This is a genomic window from Herminiimonas contaminans (assembly GCF_015645465.1).
In the GTDB taxonomy this organism is placed as follows: Bacteria; Pseudomonadota; Gammaproteobacteria; order Burkholderiales; family Burkholderiaceae_D; genus Oxalicibacterium; species Oxalicibacterium contaminans.
Genome location: NZ_JADOEL010000002.1, coordinates 394,607 through 413,949, shown reverse-complemented (window position 1 = coordinate 413,949; position 19,343 = coordinate 394,607). Strand labels below are relative to the sequence as shown.

14 protein-coding genes are annotated in these 19,343 nt (G+C 54.9%); 10 read left to right on the top strand and 4 right to left on the bottom strand.

The window, feature by feature from the left end:
* Positions 1 to 86: 86 nt before the first annotated feature.
* On the top strand, positions 87 to 1,454 hold the full coding sequence (locus IXC47_RS04240) for a TAXI family TRAP transporter solute-binding subunit (protein WP_195874790.1): 1,368 nt from the start codon (positions 87 to 89) through the stop codon (positions 1,452 to 1,454).
* On the opposite strand, the gene IXC47_RS04235 is transcribed toward IXC47_RS04240, so the two are convergent.
* Together IXC47_RS04235 and nhaA are read right to left on the bottom strand one after the other, a co-directional pair.
* On the bottom strand, positions 1,451 to 1,915 hold the full coding sequence (locus tag IXC47_RS04235) for a rhodanese-like domain-containing protein (RefSeq protein WP_195874789.1): 465 nt from the start codon (positions 1,913 to 1,915) through the stop codon (positions 1,451 to 1,453). The two genes, IXC47_RS04240 and IXC47_RS04235, sit on opposite strands and share 4 nt — an antisense overlap.
* An 84-nt stretch (positions 1,916 to 1,999) precedes the next feature.
* Positions 2,000 to 3,361 carry a Na+/H+ antiporter NhaA gene (nhaA, locus tag IXC47_RS04230; protein WP_195874788.1) on the bottom strand — a complete coding sequence of 454 codons (1,362 nt, stop codon included), beginning with the start codon at positions 3,359 to 3,361 and terminating at the stop codon, positions 2,000 to 2,002.
* Between the two features lie 449 nt (positions 3,362 to 3,810).
* Here nhaA and glnA point away from each other — a divergent pair, with 449 nt between their 5' ends.
* The 7 genes from glnA (at position 3,811) to IXC47_RS04195 (ending at position 14,222) form a co-directional block, all read left to right on the top strand.
* Positions 3,811 to 5,226, top strand: coding sequence for a type I glutamate--ammonia ligase (gene glnA / locus IXC47_RS04225; protein ID WP_175625381.1), 1,416 nt, complete (start codon positions 3,811 to 3,813; stop codon positions 5,224 to 5,226).
* A gap of 162 nt (positions 5,227 to 5,388) precedes the next feature.
* Positions 5,389 to 5,868 carry a DUF4124 domain-containing protein gene (locus tag IXC47_RS04220; protein ID WP_175625382.1) on the top strand — a complete coding sequence of 160 codons (480 nt, stop codon included), beginning with the start codon at positions 5,389 to 5,391 and terminating at the stop codon, positions 5,866 to 5,868.
* 61 nt (positions 5,869 to 5,929) lie between these two features.
* Positions 5,930 to 7,003 carry a nitrogen regulation protein NR(II) gene (glnL, locus tag IXC47_RS04215; protein ID WP_175625383.1) on the top strand — a complete coding sequence of 358 codons (1,074 nt, stop codon included), beginning with the start codon at positions 5,930 to 5,932 and terminating at the stop codon, positions 7,001 to 7,003.
* A gap of 62 nt (positions 7,004 to 7,065) precedes the next feature.
* Entirely contained in the window at positions 7,066 to 8,586 is a 1,521-nt protein-coding gene (gene ntrC, locus IXC47_RS04210) for a nitrogen regulation protein NR(I) (protein ID WP_195874787.1), read from the top strand.
* Positions 8,587 to 8,991: 405 nt separating this feature from the next.
* Positions 8,992 to 10,680 (top strand): aspartate-alanine antiporter, encoded by a 1,689-nt coding sequence (aspT, locus tag IXC47_RS04205; protein WP_195874786.1) that lies wholly within the window; start codon positions 8,992 to 8,994, stop codon positions 10,678 to 10,680.
* A 120-nt stretch (positions 10,681 to 10,800) separates the two neighbouring features.
* Complete coding sequence (gene aspT / locus IXC47_RS04200; RefSeq protein WP_175625385.1) at positions 10,801 to 12,489, top strand: aspartate-alanine antiporter; 1,689 nt, start codon at positions 10,801 to 10,803, stop codon at positions 12,487 to 12,489.
* 74 nt (positions 12,490 to 12,563) lie between these two features.
* On the top strand, positions 12,564 to 14,222 hold the full coding sequence (locus tag IXC47_RS04195; protein WP_195874785.1) for a bifunctional aspartate transaminase/aspartate 4-decarboxylase: 1,659 nt from the start codon (positions 12,564 to 12,566) through the stop codon (positions 14,220 to 14,222).
* Between the two features lie 78 nt (positions 14,223 to 14,300).
* Here IXC47_RS04195 and IXC47_RS04190 read toward each other — a convergent pair whose 3' ends face one another.
* Positions 14,301 to 16,142: a chemotaxis protein CheA gene (locus IXC47_RS04190; protein ID WP_195874784.1), complete on the bottom strand. Its 1,842-nt coding sequence runs from the start codon at positions 16,140 to 16,142 to the stop codon at positions 14,301 to 14,303.
* The gene (locus IXC47_RS04185; protein ID WP_175625388.1) at positions 16,142 to 16,936 is read right to left on the bottom strand and encodes a protein phosphatase CheZ; all 795 of its coding nucleotides are present in this window, start codon (positions 16,934 to 16,936) and stop codon (positions 16,142 to 16,144) included. Before IXC47_RS04185 ends, IXC47_RS04190 begins: the two co-directional genes overlap by 1 nt.
* Positions 16,937 to 17,469: 533 nt before the next feature.
* Between IXC47_RS04185 and cobT the strand changes: the two genes are divergently transcribed.
* Together cobT and IXC47_RS04175 are read left to right on the top strand one after the other, a co-directional pair.
* Positions 17,470 to 18,507 carry a nicotinate-nucleotide--dimethylbenzimidazole phosphoribosyltransferase gene (gene cobT / locus IXC47_RS04180; RefSeq protein ID WP_195874783.1) on the top strand — a complete coding sequence of 346 codons (1,038 nt, stop codon included), beginning with the start codon at positions 17,470 to 17,472 and terminating at the stop codon, positions 18,505 to 18,507.
* Between the two features lie 23 nt (positions 18,508 to 18,530).
* Entirely contained in the window at positions 18,531 to 19,343 is an 813-nt protein-coding gene (locus IXC47_RS04175; protein WP_195874782.1) for an adenosylcobinamide-GDP ribazoletransferase, read from the top strand.

The following is a 19,343-nucleotide window of genomic DNA, read 5'->3' as shown; positions in this document are numbered from 1 at the left end:
TTGCCGCCACGCAAGAGCAACAACAATGCTTGCCTGATGCCTGCATTCTTGGCATCGTGTAGGCAATTGCCTGCAACAAGGACGCCATGCCTAAAATTTTCAAATTCACCCAGTTTTCCCTGCGCGATTTAATCGTCACGGCCGGACCGATGACGGTGCTCGTGATTGCACTTTGCTACGTCGCTTACAGGCTGGTTGATCCGTCACCACCGCGGCAGGTAACGCTGGCGACCGGGCAGGAAAACAGTGCGTACGAAGAATTCGGCAAAAAGTATGCGGCGGCACTCGCCAAGTTCGGCATCAAGGTAACGTTGGTACGCTCGCAGGGTTCGCAGGAAAACCTGCAGCGTTTGCTGGATCCGGATTCGGGTGTGGACATCGCCTTCGTACAAAGTGGGTCCATCGATCAGCAGGCAGCGAAAGATGCAGGCCTGGTTTCACTGGGTAGTTTATTCACCGAACCGGTGTGGTTGTTTTATCGCGAGAGCAAGAAGCTGACGCAACTGACACAGCTGAAGGGTATGCGCGTAAACGTCGGGCCGGAAGGCACAGGTGTGCCTAAGCTGTTCAAGAATATTTTGTCGGTCAACGGACTGGAGCCGAGTGACGTCAAAATCAAGCAACTGGAAAATACGCCAGCCACGGTTGAACTGCTGGAAGGGCGCATTGACGCATTGGTCTTCAGTTCTGCGCCAGATGCCTTGCTGATACAGATGCTGTTGCAGACGCCTGGTATCAAGCTGTTTGACTTCACACAGGCGGAAGCATACTCACGTCGTTTCCCATCACTCACGCACGTGGTGCTGCCGCGCGGCATCGTTGATCTCGGACGTGATTTGCCACCGAAAAATTACCATCTGATCGCACCGACTGCGACCCTGGTTGCACGTGAAGATTTGCATCCGGCCTTGATCGATTTATTCGTGCAGGCTGCGGGGACGATACATGGTGGTGCGGGCTGGTTCCGCAAACAGGGTGAATTCCCGAATGCGAGTTACACCGAAATTCCAGTCATACCTGAAGCAGAGAAATTCTACAAAGACGGGCCGCCATTCCTGCAACGTTATATGTCGTTCTGGCTGGCGAATTTCTTTGAACGCATGTGGGTCGTGATCGTCGCGCTCGGTGCCTTGATCCTGCCGTTGTCGCGTATCGTGCCGCCGCTGTATGTGTGGAAAGTGCGTTCACGCGTGTATCGCTGGTATGGGCAGTTACGTACGGTAGAGCAGGTGATAGAAGACGTGCCACCGGCGAAACGCAATACGGTTTATCCGGCGCAGCTGAAACGCCTGGCGGAAATCGAAGAGAAGGTGAACCAGATTTCGATACCGCTTTCATTTGCGGATGAGTTGTATCGCTTGCGCAGCAATATCAATCTGGTGCGCAAGCGTATCTTGTGGCTGTCGGAAGCAAAAGCGCCTGCGGAATCGCAGGACGCAGCGAAACCAGCTTAAGCGCCGACCCAGGGCAGGCCGGCCTTGCACCAGCCATTTACATTCTTGCGATGGCCGTCGGCATCTTTCTCACCTTCAAAACCTTCGAGGATATCGAAGGAATGTGCGTAGCCATTTTCAGTCGCCAGTTTGGCGGCATGACGTGAACGCACCGCACCACGGCACAGGAACAGCAGGGTGGTATTTTTATCTGCGGCCTGTGCCAGCTGCGACAGGAATTCAGGATTAGGCGCGCCGCCCGGATACAGCGTCCATTGCACCGCCAGGTGTTGCTCAGGTGCGATGCCGACACGGCCTATCCAGTCGCGTTCTGCGTTGGTACGCACATCGACCAGCTTCACATTCGGATCACTTTGCAATAGGGCATACGCTTCCTGCGGCGTCAGTGCGCCAGCATAAGGAAGAGCGTTGTCTTTGCCACGCTGCTGTGCGGTGGCGAGTATGTCTGCGGACTTCGTCATGTTGATCTGTTCTTTCGGTTTGGTATGTGAATACAGGCGCTAACTATATGCGGCCTTGTTTCGCAGTATAAAGTTCTCTTGCGCTCAAGTCACATCAGGCTGCTTGCGTCGGCCCTGGATAAAGCCCCACGCCAGTCCGATTACTGCAGCGCTCAATGAAGCAAGCAGGATACCTAATTTTGCCGCACCCAGCAGGTTGGGATCAGTGAAGGCCAGTGTCGCGATAAAGATAGACATGGTGAAGCCTATGCCTGCCAGCAAGCCGACCAGACAGACGCCGCTCCAGGTCACGCCCGGTGGCAATGCACACCAACCCATGCGTACCATCAACACGCTGGCAGCGATGATGCCTAGCGGCTTGCCGAGCACCAGCGCGATCAGCACGCCCAGCATCACAATCATCGAACCGTTGGCAGAGAGGTCTATGCCATCCAGCGAAACACCCGCGTTGGCCAGTGCAAACAACGGCATGATGCCGAAGGCGACATAAGGATGCAGCGCCATCTGTACGCGGCTGACAGGTGGCAACAAGGTGAGCTGTGCGTGCTTCAGTTGCTTCAGGGGCTGAGCCAGGTGATGCGGGTCAGGTTTATCGTCCGCAGTGTGGTGCAGCAAATCCTTAAGCGCCTTGCCCGCCACTTCCAGCGGATGTGCGCGGGTGCGTGGTGCAAAGACAGGCGTCATCAGGCCGAGTACCACACCGGCCAGTGTCGGATGCGCGCCGGTTTGCAATAAGCCCAGCCACAGTACGATGCCGGGCAGCACATAAGGGTAAGCGGAGACGACACCGATGCGCTGCATGCCCAGCACCATCAGGATGCCGAGTGCGGCAATGATGAAGCCACTGTAATCCATGCCGCCGGAATAAAAGATCGCGATGATGAGGACGGCGACGATGTCGTCGATGATGGCCAGCGCCAGCAGGAAGACACGGACGTTGGATGGGATAGAGCGTCCCAGCAAGGCCAGTACACCTACCGCAAAGGCGATATCAGTTGCAGTCGGTACCGCCCAGCCATGTGCTTGTTCACCACTGGGGTTGAACGCGAAGTAAATCAGCGCAGGTGCCACTACGCCGCCGACCGCAGCCGCCAGCGGCAATGCTGCCAGGCGCATGCTGGCAAGTGCTCCTTCATGGATTTCGCGGCGGATTTCCATGCCGACCACGAGGAAGAAGATGGTCATCAAGCCATCGTTGATCAGGAAGTGCAGCGATTCCGAGATGCTCCAGCTGCCAACCGAGAAGGCAACCGTCGTATGCCAGAAGTGGTGGTAGCCATCGGCATAAGGAGAATTGGCCCAGATCAGTGCGGCAGCCGCCGCGAGCAACAGAACCACGCCACTGAAGGCTTCGATATGCAGGAATTTTTCTAAAGTGGAGAAAGCGCGTTCGGCAAGAAGTTGCGCGCGCGGCAGGGTCGAGCCAGTTGACGTCGTTGGAGTCATGTTCGTAAGTATCCCCGCGTGGCGGCCCGACCGACGCGTTACCTGTCCGCTGCGATATGCAGCGCAAACACCCTGAGGCAGATTTTACACTAGCCGATGACGGCAGGCAATTTGAACCGGATCGAGAAAAGTCAGATTGACATCATTTCGCACCAACTTGGCGCGGAAATGAGGGTTAACTCCAAAAACGATTTATTTTGGTGCAAATTGCCTTGTTTGCACATGTTTGGTGCATCAAATTCGAGCTCCTTTGATGCAGAAAAATCGCCATGTGGCATCTATCCCCTAGGGCGCTCCGTTGCAGTGCGGTTGCGCGAATTTTTGAAAGGCGGTGGCATGGAATCTGCTATCATTTCGGGCGAGTTATGGACGCATGCTGTTTGTTGACGCAGGCCTCACAACCCATTCACTAATTCTGTATTACTTTGCTCAAATTTTAGGAGATTCGCATGGCAATGACGGCCGCAGAGGTCTTGAAGATGGCGAAAGACAACGAAGTTAAATTCGTTGATTTTCGTTTTGCTGACACAAGAGGCAAGGAACAGCACGTCACGGTGCCAGTTTCGCATTTCGACATGGATAAATTTGAATCCGGTCATGCGTTCGACGGTTCCTCCATCGCTGGCTGGAAAGGTATCGAATCGTCCGACATGTTGTTGATGCCGGATCCGAACACCGCAAATATCGATCCATTCTTCGAAGAAACCACTTTGTTCATGCAATGCGACGTGATCGAACCGTCGGATGGCAAAGGCTACGATCGTGACCCACGTTCGATCGCCAAGCGCGCAGAAGCTTATTTGAAATCCTCGGGCCTGGGCGACACCGCTTACTTCGGTCCAGAACCAGAATTCTTCATTTTCGACGGTATCCGTTGGAAAATCGGCATGGACGGTTGCTTCGTCAAGATTGATTCGGAAGAAGCAGCATGGAGCTCCGGCGAGAAGCTCGAAGGCGGCAACACCGGTCACCGTCCAGCAGTTAAAGGCGGCTACTTCCCAGTGCCACCAGTCGACAGCTTCCAGGACATGCGTTCGGAAATGTCCCTGATTCTCGAATCCCTGGGCATCCCTGTCGAAGTACATCACCACGAAGTTGCTGGTCCTGGCCAAAACGAACTGGGCACCAAATTCTCGACTCTGGTTGAGCGCGCTGACTGGACACAAAACCTGAAATACGTGGTCTGGAACGTTGCACACACCTACGGCAAAACCGCAACCTTCATGCCTAAACCTATCGTTGGCGACAACGGTTCGGGTATGCACGTGCACCAATCGGTATGGAAAGACGGTAAAAACCTGTTCGCTGGCGACGGCTATGCAGGCTTGTCGGATTTCGCGTTGTACTACATCGGCGGCATCATCAAACATGCTAAAGCACTGAACGCGATCACCAACCCAGGTACCAACTCGTACAAACGTCTGGTTCCAGGCTTTGAAGCACCGGTTAAACTGGCTTACTCGGCACGTAACCGTTCCGCTTCGATCCGTATTCCACACGTTGCGAACCCTAAAGGTCGCCGTGTTGAAGCACGTTTCCCGGATCCACTGGCTAACCCATACCTGTGCTTCTCGGCATTGCTGATGGCAGGTCTGGACGGCGTACAGAACAAGATCCACCCAGGCGAAGCAGCCTCGAAAGACTTGTACCACTTGCCACCAGAAGAAGACGCACTGATCCCAACCGTTTGCGTATCGTTGGAAGAAGCGCTGGATCACCTGAACAAAGACCGCGAGTTCCTGACCCGTGGCGGCGTATTCAGCGATTCGATGATCGATGCTTACATTGAATTGAAAATGCAAGAAGTTCAACGCTTCCGCATGACTGCTCACCCAGTCGAATACGATATGTACTACTCGCTGTAATCAATCTCTGATTGTTACCGCAAGATGAAAAGCGGGGAGAGCGTAAGCTTTCTCCGCTTTTTTTGTTGCTGGCAGGCAGAAAATAGAACATCAGTGTTTGTCAGACTATGATTGTTGCCATACACTAAGTATCCGATTTAACAGTTTCACCGAAACAAGTCCATGAAACGTCAACTCGCTATCCTGCTGCTGTCTACCCTCGCTATTTCCGCGTATGCGCAAAATGATGTCTATCTGTGCATAGACGCCAATGGCAACCGCGAATACAAGAATACCGGTCCTACCAATAAGTGCAAAAAGGTAGACCTGCCGGGCGTGACCACCGTGCCAGCCGTGAAGAAACCGGCGACGCCGACGGTGAGCGCCAAGGCTTCCTCACCCAGCGATTTCCCCAAGGTAGACAATACCGTGCAGAAGGCGCGCGACAGTGATCGCCGCCAGATCCTGATGGATGAAATGAAAACGGAAGAGCAAAAGCTCGCCGACATCCGGCGCGAATACAATAATGGTGAACCGGAACGCCGTGGTGACGAGCGTAACTATGCCAAATATCAGGAACGTACGGCGACGCTGAAGGATGATCTGGCGCGTTCCGAAAAGAATGTCGAAGCATTAAAACGCGAACTCAATAACTTGAAGTAACATCGGTATGATGTTTGCTTGAATCAGGCCGCGTATAGCGGCCTTTCTTTTTTGGATTCCTGTGAAAAAAAACATAATTGCTTTAGATGGTCTGGATTTGCTGGCTTCGGCAGTGCTGGTACTGCGTCCGGACGGCGATATCGCCTATGCCAATCCTGCCGCCGAAATTTTGCTGGAGAGTTCCAGCAAGGCACTGACCAACCATAAGCTCAATGAGCTTTTCATCAATTGCGAGGAGCTGGAACAGGTATTCCAGGAAGCACTCGAGCATCAGTTCGCCGACAAGCGGCTGGACCTGGTGCTGGAGCGCCTGGGTCGTGATCCTTTGCAGGTCCATGTGGTGGTATCGGCGCTGGATAGCGCAGATACGCCGGTCCTGATCGAGCTGCGCGAGAATGTGCAGCAACTGAAGCTGGACCGGGAAGAGCGCCTGATCGACCAAAGCCAGGCGAATAAGGAGTTGATCCGCAACCTGGCGCATGAAATCAAGAATCCACTGGGCGGCATACGTGGTGCGGCACAACTGCTGGAACTGGAGTTGCCGGAGCGGCATCTGAAAGAATTCCGCGAGTACACGCAGGTCATCATCAAGGAGGCTGATCGCCTGCAAACACTTGTTGACCGTCTGCTGGCACCGCATCGCAGCCCGCATATCGTCGGTGATGTGAACATCCATGAAGTATGTGAACGGGTGCGCAGCCTGATAGTCTCTGAGTTTCCGAATGGCCTGAAGATTAAACGCGATTATGATTTGTCCGTACCTGAGTTCCGTGGCGACAAGGAACAGCTGATACAGGCAGTATTGAATATTGCACACAATGCGGCCCAGGTGCTGTCCGCCCGTATGAAAACCGGCGATGCCGAGCTCACTTTGCGTACCCGTATCGCGCGTCAGGTGACGCTGGCCAAGGTGCGATACCGGCTGGCATTAGACTTGCATATCATCGATAACGGACCGGGCATCCCGCCTGACATCCGCGATCGTATTTTTTATCCTTTGGTCTCAGGTAGGGATGGCGGTAGTGGATTGGGCTTGACGCTGGCTCAGACATTCGTACAGCAACACATGGGTTTGATCGAATGCGAGAGTCGGCCGGGATGCACGGATTTCAGAATTTTGATTCCATTGCCATGAGCAGTTTGAGCCTGGCGACGAATCTATAAACCTAGCCACATGACGCGGGACACTATAAATATATGAAGCCAATCTGGATTGTTGATGACGACGAGTCTATCCGCTGGGTCCTTGAAAAAGCACTGGCGCGAGAAAATCTTGCCACCAAGAGTTTTTCCAATGCGCGGGATGCACTGGAGGCTTTAAAAACCGGTGCACCGCAAGTTCTGGTTTCCGATATCCGCATGCCGGGTGAATCCGGCCTTGAATTACTGCAGGCAGTCAAAGCCAAGCATCCGGGTTTGCCTGTCATCATCATCACCGCTTTCTCGGATCTGGATTCGGCTGTGGCGGCGTTCCAGGGCGGCGCGTTTGAATACCTGGCCAAACCTTTTGATATTGATCACGCAGTCGGCCTGATCCGTCGCGCGTTGGAAGAAAGCCTGCGCGAAACCAGCGTCGAACAAGTCTTGGCCGAAACCCCTGAAATCCTTGGCCAGGCGCCAGCGATGCAGGATGTATTCCGCGCGATCGGACGTTTGTCGCAATCGAACGTCACGGTGCTGATCACCGGTGAATCCGGTTCTGGTAAAGAGTTGGTCGCACGTGCCTTGCATAAACACAGCCCGCGCGCATCGCAACCTTTCATCGCATTGAATACAGCCGCGATCCCGAAAGACTTGCTGGAATCAGAATTGTTCGGTCATGAGCGCGGTGCCTTTACCGGTGCGCAAGCGACGCGTCGTGGTCGTTTCGAACAAGCGGAAAACGGCACGCTTTTCCTCGATGAAATCGGCGATATGCCATTCGACCTGCAAACACGTTTGTTGCGCGTGCTGTCCGATGGACACTTCTATCGCGTCGGTGGCCATCAGCCACTGAAAGCGAATGTGCGTGTGATCGCGGCGACCCATCAGAATTTGGAGCATCGTGTACGCGAAGGTTTGTTCCGCGAAGACTTGTACCATCGCCTGAACGTCATACGCCTGCGTTTGCCTAGCTTGCGTGAACGTCGTGAAGACATCCCTATTCTGACACGTCACTTTTTGCAGCAGAGCGCGAAGCAGCTCGGCGTTGAAGTGAAGCGGATGTCGGATAGTGCGATGCAATTCCTCAGCAGCCTCGAGTTGCCGGGTAACGTACGTCAACTGGAAAACCTGTGTAACTGGATCACCGTAATGGCGCCGGGCCAGACGGTGGAAGCCAAGGACTTGCCGCATGAGCTGACTGAAGGACAGGCGTTTGCGGGCGGTGCTGCCAATACCTTTGCAGGCACGCCACCAGCAGCACATAGCTATGCGACGACAGAGGACGCCGGTGGCTCCAATGGTGTGGCACCGGTCACCTCATATGCGGTCAGTGCACCGGCAGAAGCAGGTAACTGGATTAGCTTGCTGGAAGCGGAAGCGGCGGCATTGCTGGCTGCAGGCCAGCCGGAAGTGATGGATGCCCTGGGTCGTCAGTTTGAATCGACATTGATCAAGACTGCACTCAAGCATACGCATGGTCGCAAGAACGATGCCGCTGTGCGTCTGGGGATAGGACGCAATACCATCACACGTAAAATCCATGAGTTGGGTATCGATGGCGCGAAGGACGATTAACCGACTTGGCATCTAAGACGAAATGCGTATTGCGGCCGGATTTGAAGTCTGCTAACCGGGAGCAATATTCAGGCGATATAAGCTGGCGCATCAGGGAGAGACGGGCTACCGCACAGGTAGCCCGTTTTTTTTGTATGAAAGATGTGCGACATCAGTTTACAGGTGCAATTTACGTTCAGCTGGGCAATATGGTAGGCTTGCCAGAATTAATTCCTGATGTCCGCAGTATCTGGATGTATATAACGAGTGCATTCACATGTGAATACGCAAACAGTCGGTGAGTTTGCGCACCGTTAGCAGTGCAGTATTAAGTGCAGCTTTCTATTGATAAAGACAGGGCGCGAAAGAAGTAGCCGGATGGTTGGCTACTTTGTGTAAGCCCTGCGAATTTGAAAGAATTGGCTTATGCTCGGCTCGATCACTGATCTCTTGCGCCAGGTGCCGGAAATCGCCTTATTCCTTTCGCTCGCGATAGGCTATGCGATAGGACAAATCAAGCTTGGCCCGATACAGCTCGGCGGTGTCTGCGGTACATTGATTACGGCACTCTTCATCGGACAACTGGGCGTTACGCTGGATGCCAGTGTCAAAAATGTGTTCTTCATGTTGTTCATCTTCGCCCTTGGTTATGCCGGTGGCGCGCAATTTTTCTCCAATCTGAACCTCAAAGGCTTGCGCCTGGGTTTGCTATGCCTGATCGAAGTCGTCGTGGTACTGGCGCTGGTGATGGTCGCAACTAAAGTCATGAAGCTTGATGCAGGTACTGCGGCTGGCCTGATGGCAGGTGCGGCGACTGAGTCTGCGGTGGTTGGTACTGCGACCGATGCGATATCCAAACTTGCCTTGCCCGCGGCAGAAATACAGCAATTGCAGGCGAATGTGGTCACCGCGTATTCGATCACTTACATCTTCGGGCTGATCACCATCGTGATCGTGACCAGCCAGATTTTTCCTTTGTTATTGCGTGTCAATCTGCGCGAGGAAGCGGATAAATTGTGGGCGCAGATGGGCGGCAAGGAAGCCGCGCCGGACGAAGTTAATCCGATACGGGAAATGGCTGGACGGGTCTATCAGATAGATGTCGGTGCGGGTCGCAGCATAGAGTCGCTGCATGCATTGTTCTCCGGCCAGGCCAGTGTCGAGCGCGTGGTACGCGCTGGCAGCAAACTGGATGTCACACCCGGGCTCAAGCTGCGTCGTGGCGACCGCGTGCTGGTGATAGGACACAGGCGCGCATTGCTGACGGCGAGCAGCATACTGGGGCCGGAGTTTGCCGATACGGATCAACTGAATATGGTGGTGCAAACCGTCGAAGCCATGTTGAAGAATAAGGCACTGGCAGAACGCCAGCTCGGTGAAATCAGTTTGCCGCTGGGTGTCCATGTCTCCGGCATCAAACGCGGTGAGCATGCCTTGCCGCCGTTGCCGCATGTGCAATTGCTGCAAGGTGATGTGCTGCAGTTATACAGCTCGGCTGATGCCAAGGCGTCAGCGATGGCGGAAGCAATTGCCATGATAGGGACACGCATAGAGCGTACTGATCGCAGCAATATTGTGTATGCCGGACTCGGCATAGTGCTGGGCGTATTCATCGGCACCTTCAGCCTGAAGCTGGGCGGCATTCCGTTTTCGCTGGGCACCGGCGGCGGTGCCTTGCTGACCGGCCTGATCTTCGGCTGGTATCAATCCAAACGTCCTAGCCTGATGGGCATACACCCGGATGCCTTGTCCTTGCTCAAGGATATCGGCCTGGCTAGTTTTATTGCTTGTGTCGGGCTCGCTTCCGGTCCGCAGGCACTGACCCTGATTAAACAATATGGCATTGCGCTGCCTTTGATAGGTGTCGCCATCGCGGTGCTGCCAGCAACGATCTCGCTATTGGTCGGACACTTTATTCTGAAACTGGAAGCGCCGATTTTGCTCGGTGCCATCGCGGGCCAGCAGTGCAGCACGCCAGCCCTGAGTGCGATCCAGAACGCAGCAGGCAATTCCACGCCTTTGCTGGGCTACACGATTACCTATGCTATTTCGAATGTGGTGTTGCCACTGATGGGCCCGTTGATCGTCGGGCTGGTCGGCTATGTGCATCGCTGAGTGAGAGCTGTATGAGTAAACAATAAGTGCAAACAAGCCGACTTGATTTGGCCGAGACGAGTATCCGATACATAACGCAATTTAGGAAACGCAATTTAAATTTTCACAAAGGTGATTGCTATGGAATGGTTACACGAGTTATTTAAAAAATCTCCCGAGATAGCCCTGTTCCTGTCGTTGGCGCTGGGCTATTACATAGGCAAGATCAAGTTTGGCAAGTTTCAGCTGGGCGGCGTTGCCGGTTCGTTGCTGGTGGCGGTCGTCGTGAGCCAGGTGGGGGTGCAGGTTGATCCCGGCGTCAAGGCCGTACTGTTTGCCTTATTCATTTATGCGGTCGGCTATGAAAGCGGACCGCAGTTCTTCAATTCACTGGGCAAGCAATCGATACGTGAAATCATCCTGGCTGCAGTGCTGGCAATTACCGGCCTGATTACAGTTGTTGTCATGGCCAAGCTCTTCGGTCTGGACAAAGGACTGGCTGCAGGCGTGGCTGCGGGCGGGCTGACACAGTCGGCGATTATCGGCACTGCCGGTGATGCGATCGCCAAGCTGGGACTGGCGGCAGAAGAGGTCACGCGACTGCAGGGTAATGTCGCAGTCGGTTATGCGGTGACTTATGTGTTTGGTTCCTTCGGCGCGATTATCGTCTGCGTGAACATCCTGCCCAAGTTGATGGGACGCACCATCAAGGAAGATGCGGTAAAGGCAGAAGCAGCGATGCAAGCCGGTGTGCAAGTGCTAGGACCGGGACAACAGGCGGCTGCACCTGATCTGGTCGGACGGATTTATCAGATTGCGCAAGGTAACAAACAAACTGTGCGTGAAATAGAAACCGCCAATCCGCAAGTCTCCATCACCATCGAACGCATCAAGCGTCAGGGCCAGATCATAGAGGTCACACCGCAACTGGCACTGGAAACCGGCGACATCGTGCTGGTCGTCGGACGGCGTGAAGCGATGGTCGGCGTCGCCGCACAACTGGGCCGTGAACTGTATGCGGTCGAAGGCATGGAACTCACCATGCAGCGCAAGGAACTCGTACTCACCAATAAGGAATATCACAACAAGACCGTCGGTGAAATCCGTAGCCAGACTTCACACAGCGTCAGTCACGGTATCTATGTGCTGCAAATCACGCGCATGGGGCAGGTCTTGCCTATGCTGCCGGAAACCGTGGTGCAGCTCGGTGACGTGATCACGATCTATGGTTCCGAGCAGGATGTGAAACGCATCGCTGCGCTGGTTGGTTATGTGATCGTGCCTAGTGTGAAAACTGACTTCGTGTATATGGGTGCCGGTCTGGTCGTCGGTTTGCTGGTCGGCATGCTGACGGCGAAGATAGGTTCGATTCCATTGACGCTGGGCAGCGGTGGTGGTGCGTTGTTGTCGGGTCTGCTGTTCGGCTGGTACCGCGCCAAGCGTCAAACCTTTGGTGCGATGCCTAGCGGTGCGGTGCAGATCCTGAAAGACCTGGGTCTGGCCGGTTTTGTTGTGGTGGTCGGTTTGTCTTCCGGCCTGCAGGCGGTGCAGACCGTCAAGGAACATGGCTTCACTATCTTTGGCGTCGGTGTCGTGGTGACTATCCTGCCGTTGATCCTGACCATGCTGATCGGCAAGTATGTGCTGCGTTATGACAATACCGCTATCTTCGCTGGTGCACTGAGCGGTTCGCGCAGCGCCAACCCGGCCTTCGGTGAAGTGCTGGACAAGGCCGAAAACTCTATCCCTACCGTTCCTTTCGCTATCACTTATGCGCTGGCGAATGTATTCCTGACTTTGCTTGGGCCGCTGATCGTGGCTTTGGTTTGATCGTTTCTTTCACATTCGGACTGTTTCGAGGCCGCTAACAGAGGGCTTCTCATCTTTGATAAGGAGTAGCGCACATGGACTTCAGTAACCCGGACAAACTCGCATTGTTAAGCCCTTTCGAATTGAAGGATGCACTGATACAGACTGCGAAAAAGAGCAATCAGCACATGTTGAATGCCGGACGTGGCAATCCTAACTTCCTGGCAACCACACCACGTCACGGCTTCTTCCAGTTTGGCTTGTTTGCGATGACGGAAGCAGAACGTTCGTATATTTACATGAAAGATGTGGGCGGCTTTCCGCAACGTGAGGGCATAGAATCGCGCTTTGAAATTTTTGCCAAGCAGCATGCAAAGGTGCCGGGCATACGTTTCATCGAAGCAGCAGTCTCGTATGTGCGCGATCAGCTCGGCCTGTCGGCTGGTGATTTCATTTATGAGATGTGCGAAGCCATCCTCGGTTGTAATTATCCGGTGCCGGATCGCATGCTGACCCTGAGCGAAAAAATCGTCGGCCAGTACATCCACAAGGAAATGATAGGTACCCATCCGTTTGTCGGTAACTTCGACATGTATGCAGTGGAGGGCGGTACCGCGGCGATGACCTATCTGTTCGCCAGCCTGAAAGCGAATCACCTGATCAAGGAAGGCGATACGATTGCACTGGGTATGCCTATCTTCACGCCGTATATCGAGATTCCGCAGCTCAACGATTACAAGCTGGTGGAAATGACCATCGATGCGCCGCAATCGAATAACTGGCAATTTACCAAGAAGGAACTGGACAAGCTGCTGGATCCGAAAGTCAAAGCCTTCTTCCTCGTCAATCCGAGCAATCCGCCATCGGTCAAGATTGATGACAAGACGCTGGCCTACATCGTCGAGATCGTCAAAAAACGTCCGGACCTGATCATCCTCACCGATGATGTGTACGGCACCTTCGCAGATGACTTCGTGTCGCTGTTTGCCATGTGTCCTTACAACACCATCCTGGTGTATTCGTTCTCCAAGTACTTCGGTGCAACCGGCTGGCGCATGGGCGTGGTCGCAACGCATGAAAACAACATCCTGGATGCGAAGATTGCGAAACTGCCGGAGTCACTACGCAAGGAACTGGATGAGCGCTATCACTCGATCACGACCGAGCCACGCAAGCTGAAGTTCATCGACCGTTTGGTGGCCGATAGCCGTACTGTTGCACTGAACCATACCGCCGGTTTGTCGACCCCGGTACAGGCACAGATGAGTCTGTTCTCGCTGTTTGCATTGATGGATGAGGCGGATAGCTACAAAGCCGAGATGAAGCGCATTGTCCTGCGTCGTAAACAGGCGCTGTATCGTGAGCTGGGCCTGCCTATGCAACATGATCCTAACTCGGTGCGCTACTACCATCTGCTGGATCTGGAGTCGCTGTCCGAGCAAATGCACGGTAAGGAATTCTCGCAATGGTTGCTCAAGCGCCTGAAACCGAATGAAGCCTTGTTCCGCCTGGCCGAAGAAACCGGTGTGATCCTGCTACCGGGGCGTGGCTTCGGTACGACGCATCCGTCAGGCCGTGTCTCGCTGGCCAACCTGAATGAATACGACTACGCGAATATCGGTCGTGCCATCCGCAATATGGCGACCGAATTCCATGAAGTATTCCAGGCCGAGAAAGGCAAGGGCAAGCCCAAAGCTGCGGTGAAGGCAGTCAAGACCAGCAGCAAAGCGAAGGCAACGAAGAAGGGGCGTTAGGTCTTAACAGCGCGGCTTAAATAAAAAGGGATGCACATGTGCATCCCTTTTTTGCGTATCTACTTTGTATTTACTTTATTACGCAGCCAGTCGCGGTGTAGAGCGACAACCATCCAGCAGGAAGGAGAGGCCGACCACCAGCACCAGTTCGCCTTCCGCTGAACGCGCAGTACCGGCAATGCCAGGGACGGTAATCGCGGTCATCGGTTTGATGACCAGGTCAGCCGTACCTTCGACCATGCCTACCGATAGTATGTAGGGTTGCGGTGCGGCGATCACGATGCCGACTTTTTCCACACCGACTTCATAGGCGAGGGCACCAGCCAGCGAACGCACCGGCAATGGACGACCCTGGTCACGTAGCACTGGTGCGCCACCGACTTGTTCGAACTCTTCCGGTAATTCGACCACACGCTGTACCACCGCCATCGGCAGTGCCAGCGCCGCATCCGAACTACGGACCAGCATGGTAGGAACGATGGACAGTTCAATCGGCAGGCGGATCGAGAAGCGGGTGCCGGAGCCGAGTACCGAGTCAATCGTGATCGCACCGCGATGTTTCTCAACGGCGGTTTTCACCACGTCCATACCGACGCCACGACCGGACACGCTGTTCGCCACTTCCTTGGTCGAGAAACCCGGCAGGAAGACCAGTTGCAGCATCTCTTCCTGGGTCTGCGCGGCGTTATCCGAGATCAGGCCTTTGGAGATCGCCTTGGCGCGCAGTTGTTGGCCATCCATGCCTTTGCCATCGTCAGACAATTCAATCATGACGCTGCTGGCTTCCTGCCAAGCTTTCAGCAGGATGGTCGATTTCGCAGGCTTGCCGGATTTGGCACGGACTGCTGCTTCTTCGATGCCGTGGTCCAGCGAGTTGCGCAGCATGTGCACCAAAGGATCGTACAGGCTGTCGACCACGACACGGTCGACTTCTGTTTCTGCGCCTTCGATTTGCAACTCGACATCCTTGCCCAGGTCCTTCGCCAGTTCACGTACCAGGCGCGGGAATTTCTGGAACAGCTTGCCGACAGGCTGCATGCGTGTTGCCAACGTCGCGCGTTGCAATTCGGTGGAGTAACGCGACGCGCGGTTCAGGGTTTCGGCCAGCGCTGCCATCAGGGTGGCAGCATGTCCTTCAACCGGGAACTGCGCCAGTTTTTCCAGCAAGACGCTGGCTTGATTTGCTGCCTGTACCGATTCACCGGCCACTTCGAGCAGGGTATCCAGCTTGACGGCGTCAACACGGATGCTGTCTTCCTTCAGTGCGCCACCTTGTTTGTCGCCACCGCCACGACGGTCTACACCATCCCACGGTTTATTGGCTTCCGCAGGTTTGGCAGCAGCGGCTGCCGGGGCCGCTTCAGCTGTTACTGTCGGTGCAACGCTGGCTACTGTCAGTTCGGGCACAGTACCGGCAGGGACTACCGCGAGGTATAAGGCATTCCAGTCCAGGCCGTCGTCACCGACGGTGCTGACGGCTGTTACGGATGTGACCGCTGCGGCTGCAACTGCTGGAGCGGCAGCGGGGGCTTCGGTTTTGCCTTCAATCGCACTGGTCAGGATATCTTCCAGCGAGGCAGGCATTGCCGACAGGCTTTCCGGTTGTGCGCCATTGGCCAGTTCATCCAGCTGATCGGCGACAAAGCCGCTGGCTTGCAGCGCTGCTTCGATCGCGATAGGCGTCACTGGGACTTGTCCGGTACGTAGCGCATCGAACAGGTTTTCCGTCAGATGGCAGGCCGAGACCATGGCGGGCAGGTTCATGAAACCGGCACCACCCTTGATGGTGTGGAAGGAGCGGAAAACCGCGTTCAGTGTATTGAGGTCACCTGGATTACGCTCCAGTGTAAGCAGGTGCTCTTCTACATTCGTCGCCAGTTCCAGCGCCTCAACGACGAAATCCTTGAGCATGTCATCCATCAGAACCCCAGATCGGCAAGTAGGCTATCGACATCATCCTGCACCATTGCGATCGTCGGCGCAGATGGACCATTCATGAGTTCGGCCGGTTTGTTTTCCGGATGGGCGGCTTTGACTTCAGCGGGGGCGTTGTCGCGCAGCAGTTGCGCCAGTTCGCTCTCAGCCTTGTGCGTGATGGCGACGATTTTCTTGATCAGTTGGCCGGTTATGTCCTGGAAGTCTTGCGCCATCATGATTTCCAGCAGGCGGGCTTTTTCTGCTTCGGTCACTTCAGTGACCTTGCCTGCAAACTGGCGTGAATCATGGGCCAGTGTCTTGAATTCATCGACGCTGAGCTTGCCGTCAAATAGCTGCGCCCAGCGTGCATCCATATCCTTGGCGCTTTTGGACAGGGCATCCTGTTCTGGCATGCCGACGTCGATCGCGTTCAGGACTTTGTTGGCTGCTTGCTCTGTCAGTGTCGCGACGTATTCGAGGCGGCCTTGGGCGTCGGTGATCTGTGAGGCAACATCAGACAGCGAACGGTCGTAGCCGAGTTCACGCAATGAATCGTGCAGCAGGCGGACGATGCCACCCAGGCGTTCGTACATGGGCTTTTCGCTGCCGTCTTCATCGTTGGTCGCATCAGAAGTCGATGCGATGGCGGCGGCTGGCGCTGCGGCTGCAGGGGCAGAGCTTGGAGCAGGTGTGGCCGGAGCGGCAGGTGCTGCTGCAGCAGGCGCAGCTATCGTTTCCGCTCGTTGCGCAGAAATCTCTTCAAACAATGCATCAAACTCATCTAAATCGCCGCTCATGTAATACCTTTCCCTGTCTGTTATCCATTTATATCGATGCCGGTCGCGATGCGCTCGAATAAGGCGCAGCACCCGCTCGGGGTGCTAAAGACCCGGCAGACTATGGATTTCGGTACGCGCAATTTGCGCGTTGATCCAAGGCAATAATACCCAGATTTGAGAGGGGCGCATAGTAAATCACTCGAAGTTGGCGGCTGTTGGCAACACTTGCAAAATATTGTTACACGGCCCGGATTTACATTGTTTTTCTGTAACCGGCTGGTCATGGTCGTCTGTCATGCTAAACGGTCAGGCTGCCTGTCATAGGAAATGGCCGCGGGGCGCTTGCAGCGGATGTGGTTTGACGCAGCGTAAGCACACGCCTACACTGCAAGCACTTTTTACGCGCCCGGCAATTGCGGTATGACCAGCAGGCCTGGGTGCGAGCCAATTATGCTGCAGATTGTTGTCAAGCTATTAGCGTTTCGCGAGCTTGACGCGTTATTCACCCCTACGCACGCAGTCTGCTGGCACACCCGATTTGTACATCCGACATGACTACACTTGCTTCTACCGAGAACACCGCTTTATCCGCTGCATTGGCGGCGGCCATCAATAACAAAACCAAACCGCTGGGCAGCCTCGGCATGCTGGAGAAGCTGGCGCGCCAGATCGGCCTGATCCAGCAAACCACGCAGCCGCAGATCATAGCCCCGGCGCTGATCGTTTTTGCCGCTGACCACGGCATCGTGGCTGAGAACGTTTCGGCCTACCCGCAGAGCGTCACCTGGCAGATGGTGGAGAACTTCCTGGCAGGCGGCGCTGCGATTAACGTTTTTGCACGGCAGAATCACTGTGCGCTGCATATAGTGGATGCAGGCGTGAACCATGATTTTGGTGCGCGTGATGGTTTGCTCGATCGCAAAGTGGCTTACGGTACACGCAACTTTGCGCAGGAAGCAGCGATGAGCACGGAGCAATGTGCGCAAGCGCTACAGGCCGGGCGCGAGCTGGTGGCTGGAATCAAGGGCAATGTACTCGGCTTCGGTGAAATGGGCATAGGTAACACCACGTCGGCCGCTGCCATCATGCATGCGATGACTAAATTGCCTGCCGCGGAATGCGTAGGCGCGGGTACCGGTCTGGCGCACGAAGGCATATTGCATAAACAAAAGGTGGTGCAGGATGCGGTGGCGCATCATGCCGCCGTCGTTGCGCAAAATGCACCACTGGACATACTTGCTACTTTTGGCGGCTTTGAAATTGCCATGATAGTTGGCGCCATGCTGGCTGCGGCGGAGCGTCGCATGGTCTTGCTGATAGATGGTTTTATCATCACCAGTGCGCTGATGGTGGCTGCACGGATGGAGCCTGCGATCCTCGATTACTGCGTATTTGCGCATTGCTCGGATGAGCACGGACATCGGCAGATGATCAATCACCTCGGCGGTCGTCCGGTATTGCATATGGGTTTGCGCCTGGGTGAGGGCACTGGCAGCGTGCTGGCTTTGCCGATGTTGCATGCAGCCGTCAACTTCCTGCGCGAAATGGCAACTTTTGAATCTGCGGACGTCAGTCAACAAAACGCTTAAAGCTATAAAAATATCAGCACATTATGGAAACAGAGATCGTCCCGCACCGCAGTTTCTCCGCACGTTGCCTGCACCAGTTGAGGCTGTTCTTTGTTGCCTTGCAATTCTTTACGCGCATCCCGGTGCCGCGCTGGGTAGGGTTTGATGCGCAATGGCTGCAACACGCGTCGCGCTACTTTCCTGCCGTCGGCATCGTGGTGGCATTGGCGACTATCGTCGTCTATATCGTTGCGTCTTTGCTGTGGACGCAGTCTATCGCTGTGCTCTTGTCGACCATCGCCGGGATTTACCTGACCGGTGCATTTCATGAAGATGGTTTTGCTGACACCTGCGACGGCCTGGGTGGTGGCAGTACGCCGGAGCGTGCGCTGGAGATCATGAAGGATTCACGCATAGGCGCTTACGGTGCGATTGGTATCGGTTTAATGCTGGCACTGAAGTGGATGGCACTTTCCAGTTTGCCATCACCGGCGGTGGTGTCCGTCTTGCTGATTGCGCATCCGTTGTCGCGTCTGGCGGCGATCAGCCTAGTGTGGCGCATGGAATACGCAAAAGAAAACGGGAAAGCGAAACCAATTGCGCAAGAGATGTCTAACCAGGAGTTCGGCATCGCTGCCGGTACCACCTTGTTGCCGATTGCATTGCTCTGCCTCACCGGTTTACTCCCTGTATCTGGCGTTGCATGCGGGATATTGTTTGCCGCGCTCGCCGCATTCTGGCTGGCGCGCATGTTCCAGCGCCGTATTGCAGGTTATACCGGAGACACTCTTGGTGCCGTTCAGCAAGTAAGTGAAGTCGCATTTTATCTTGGAGTATTGACCGTCATTACCCATTGA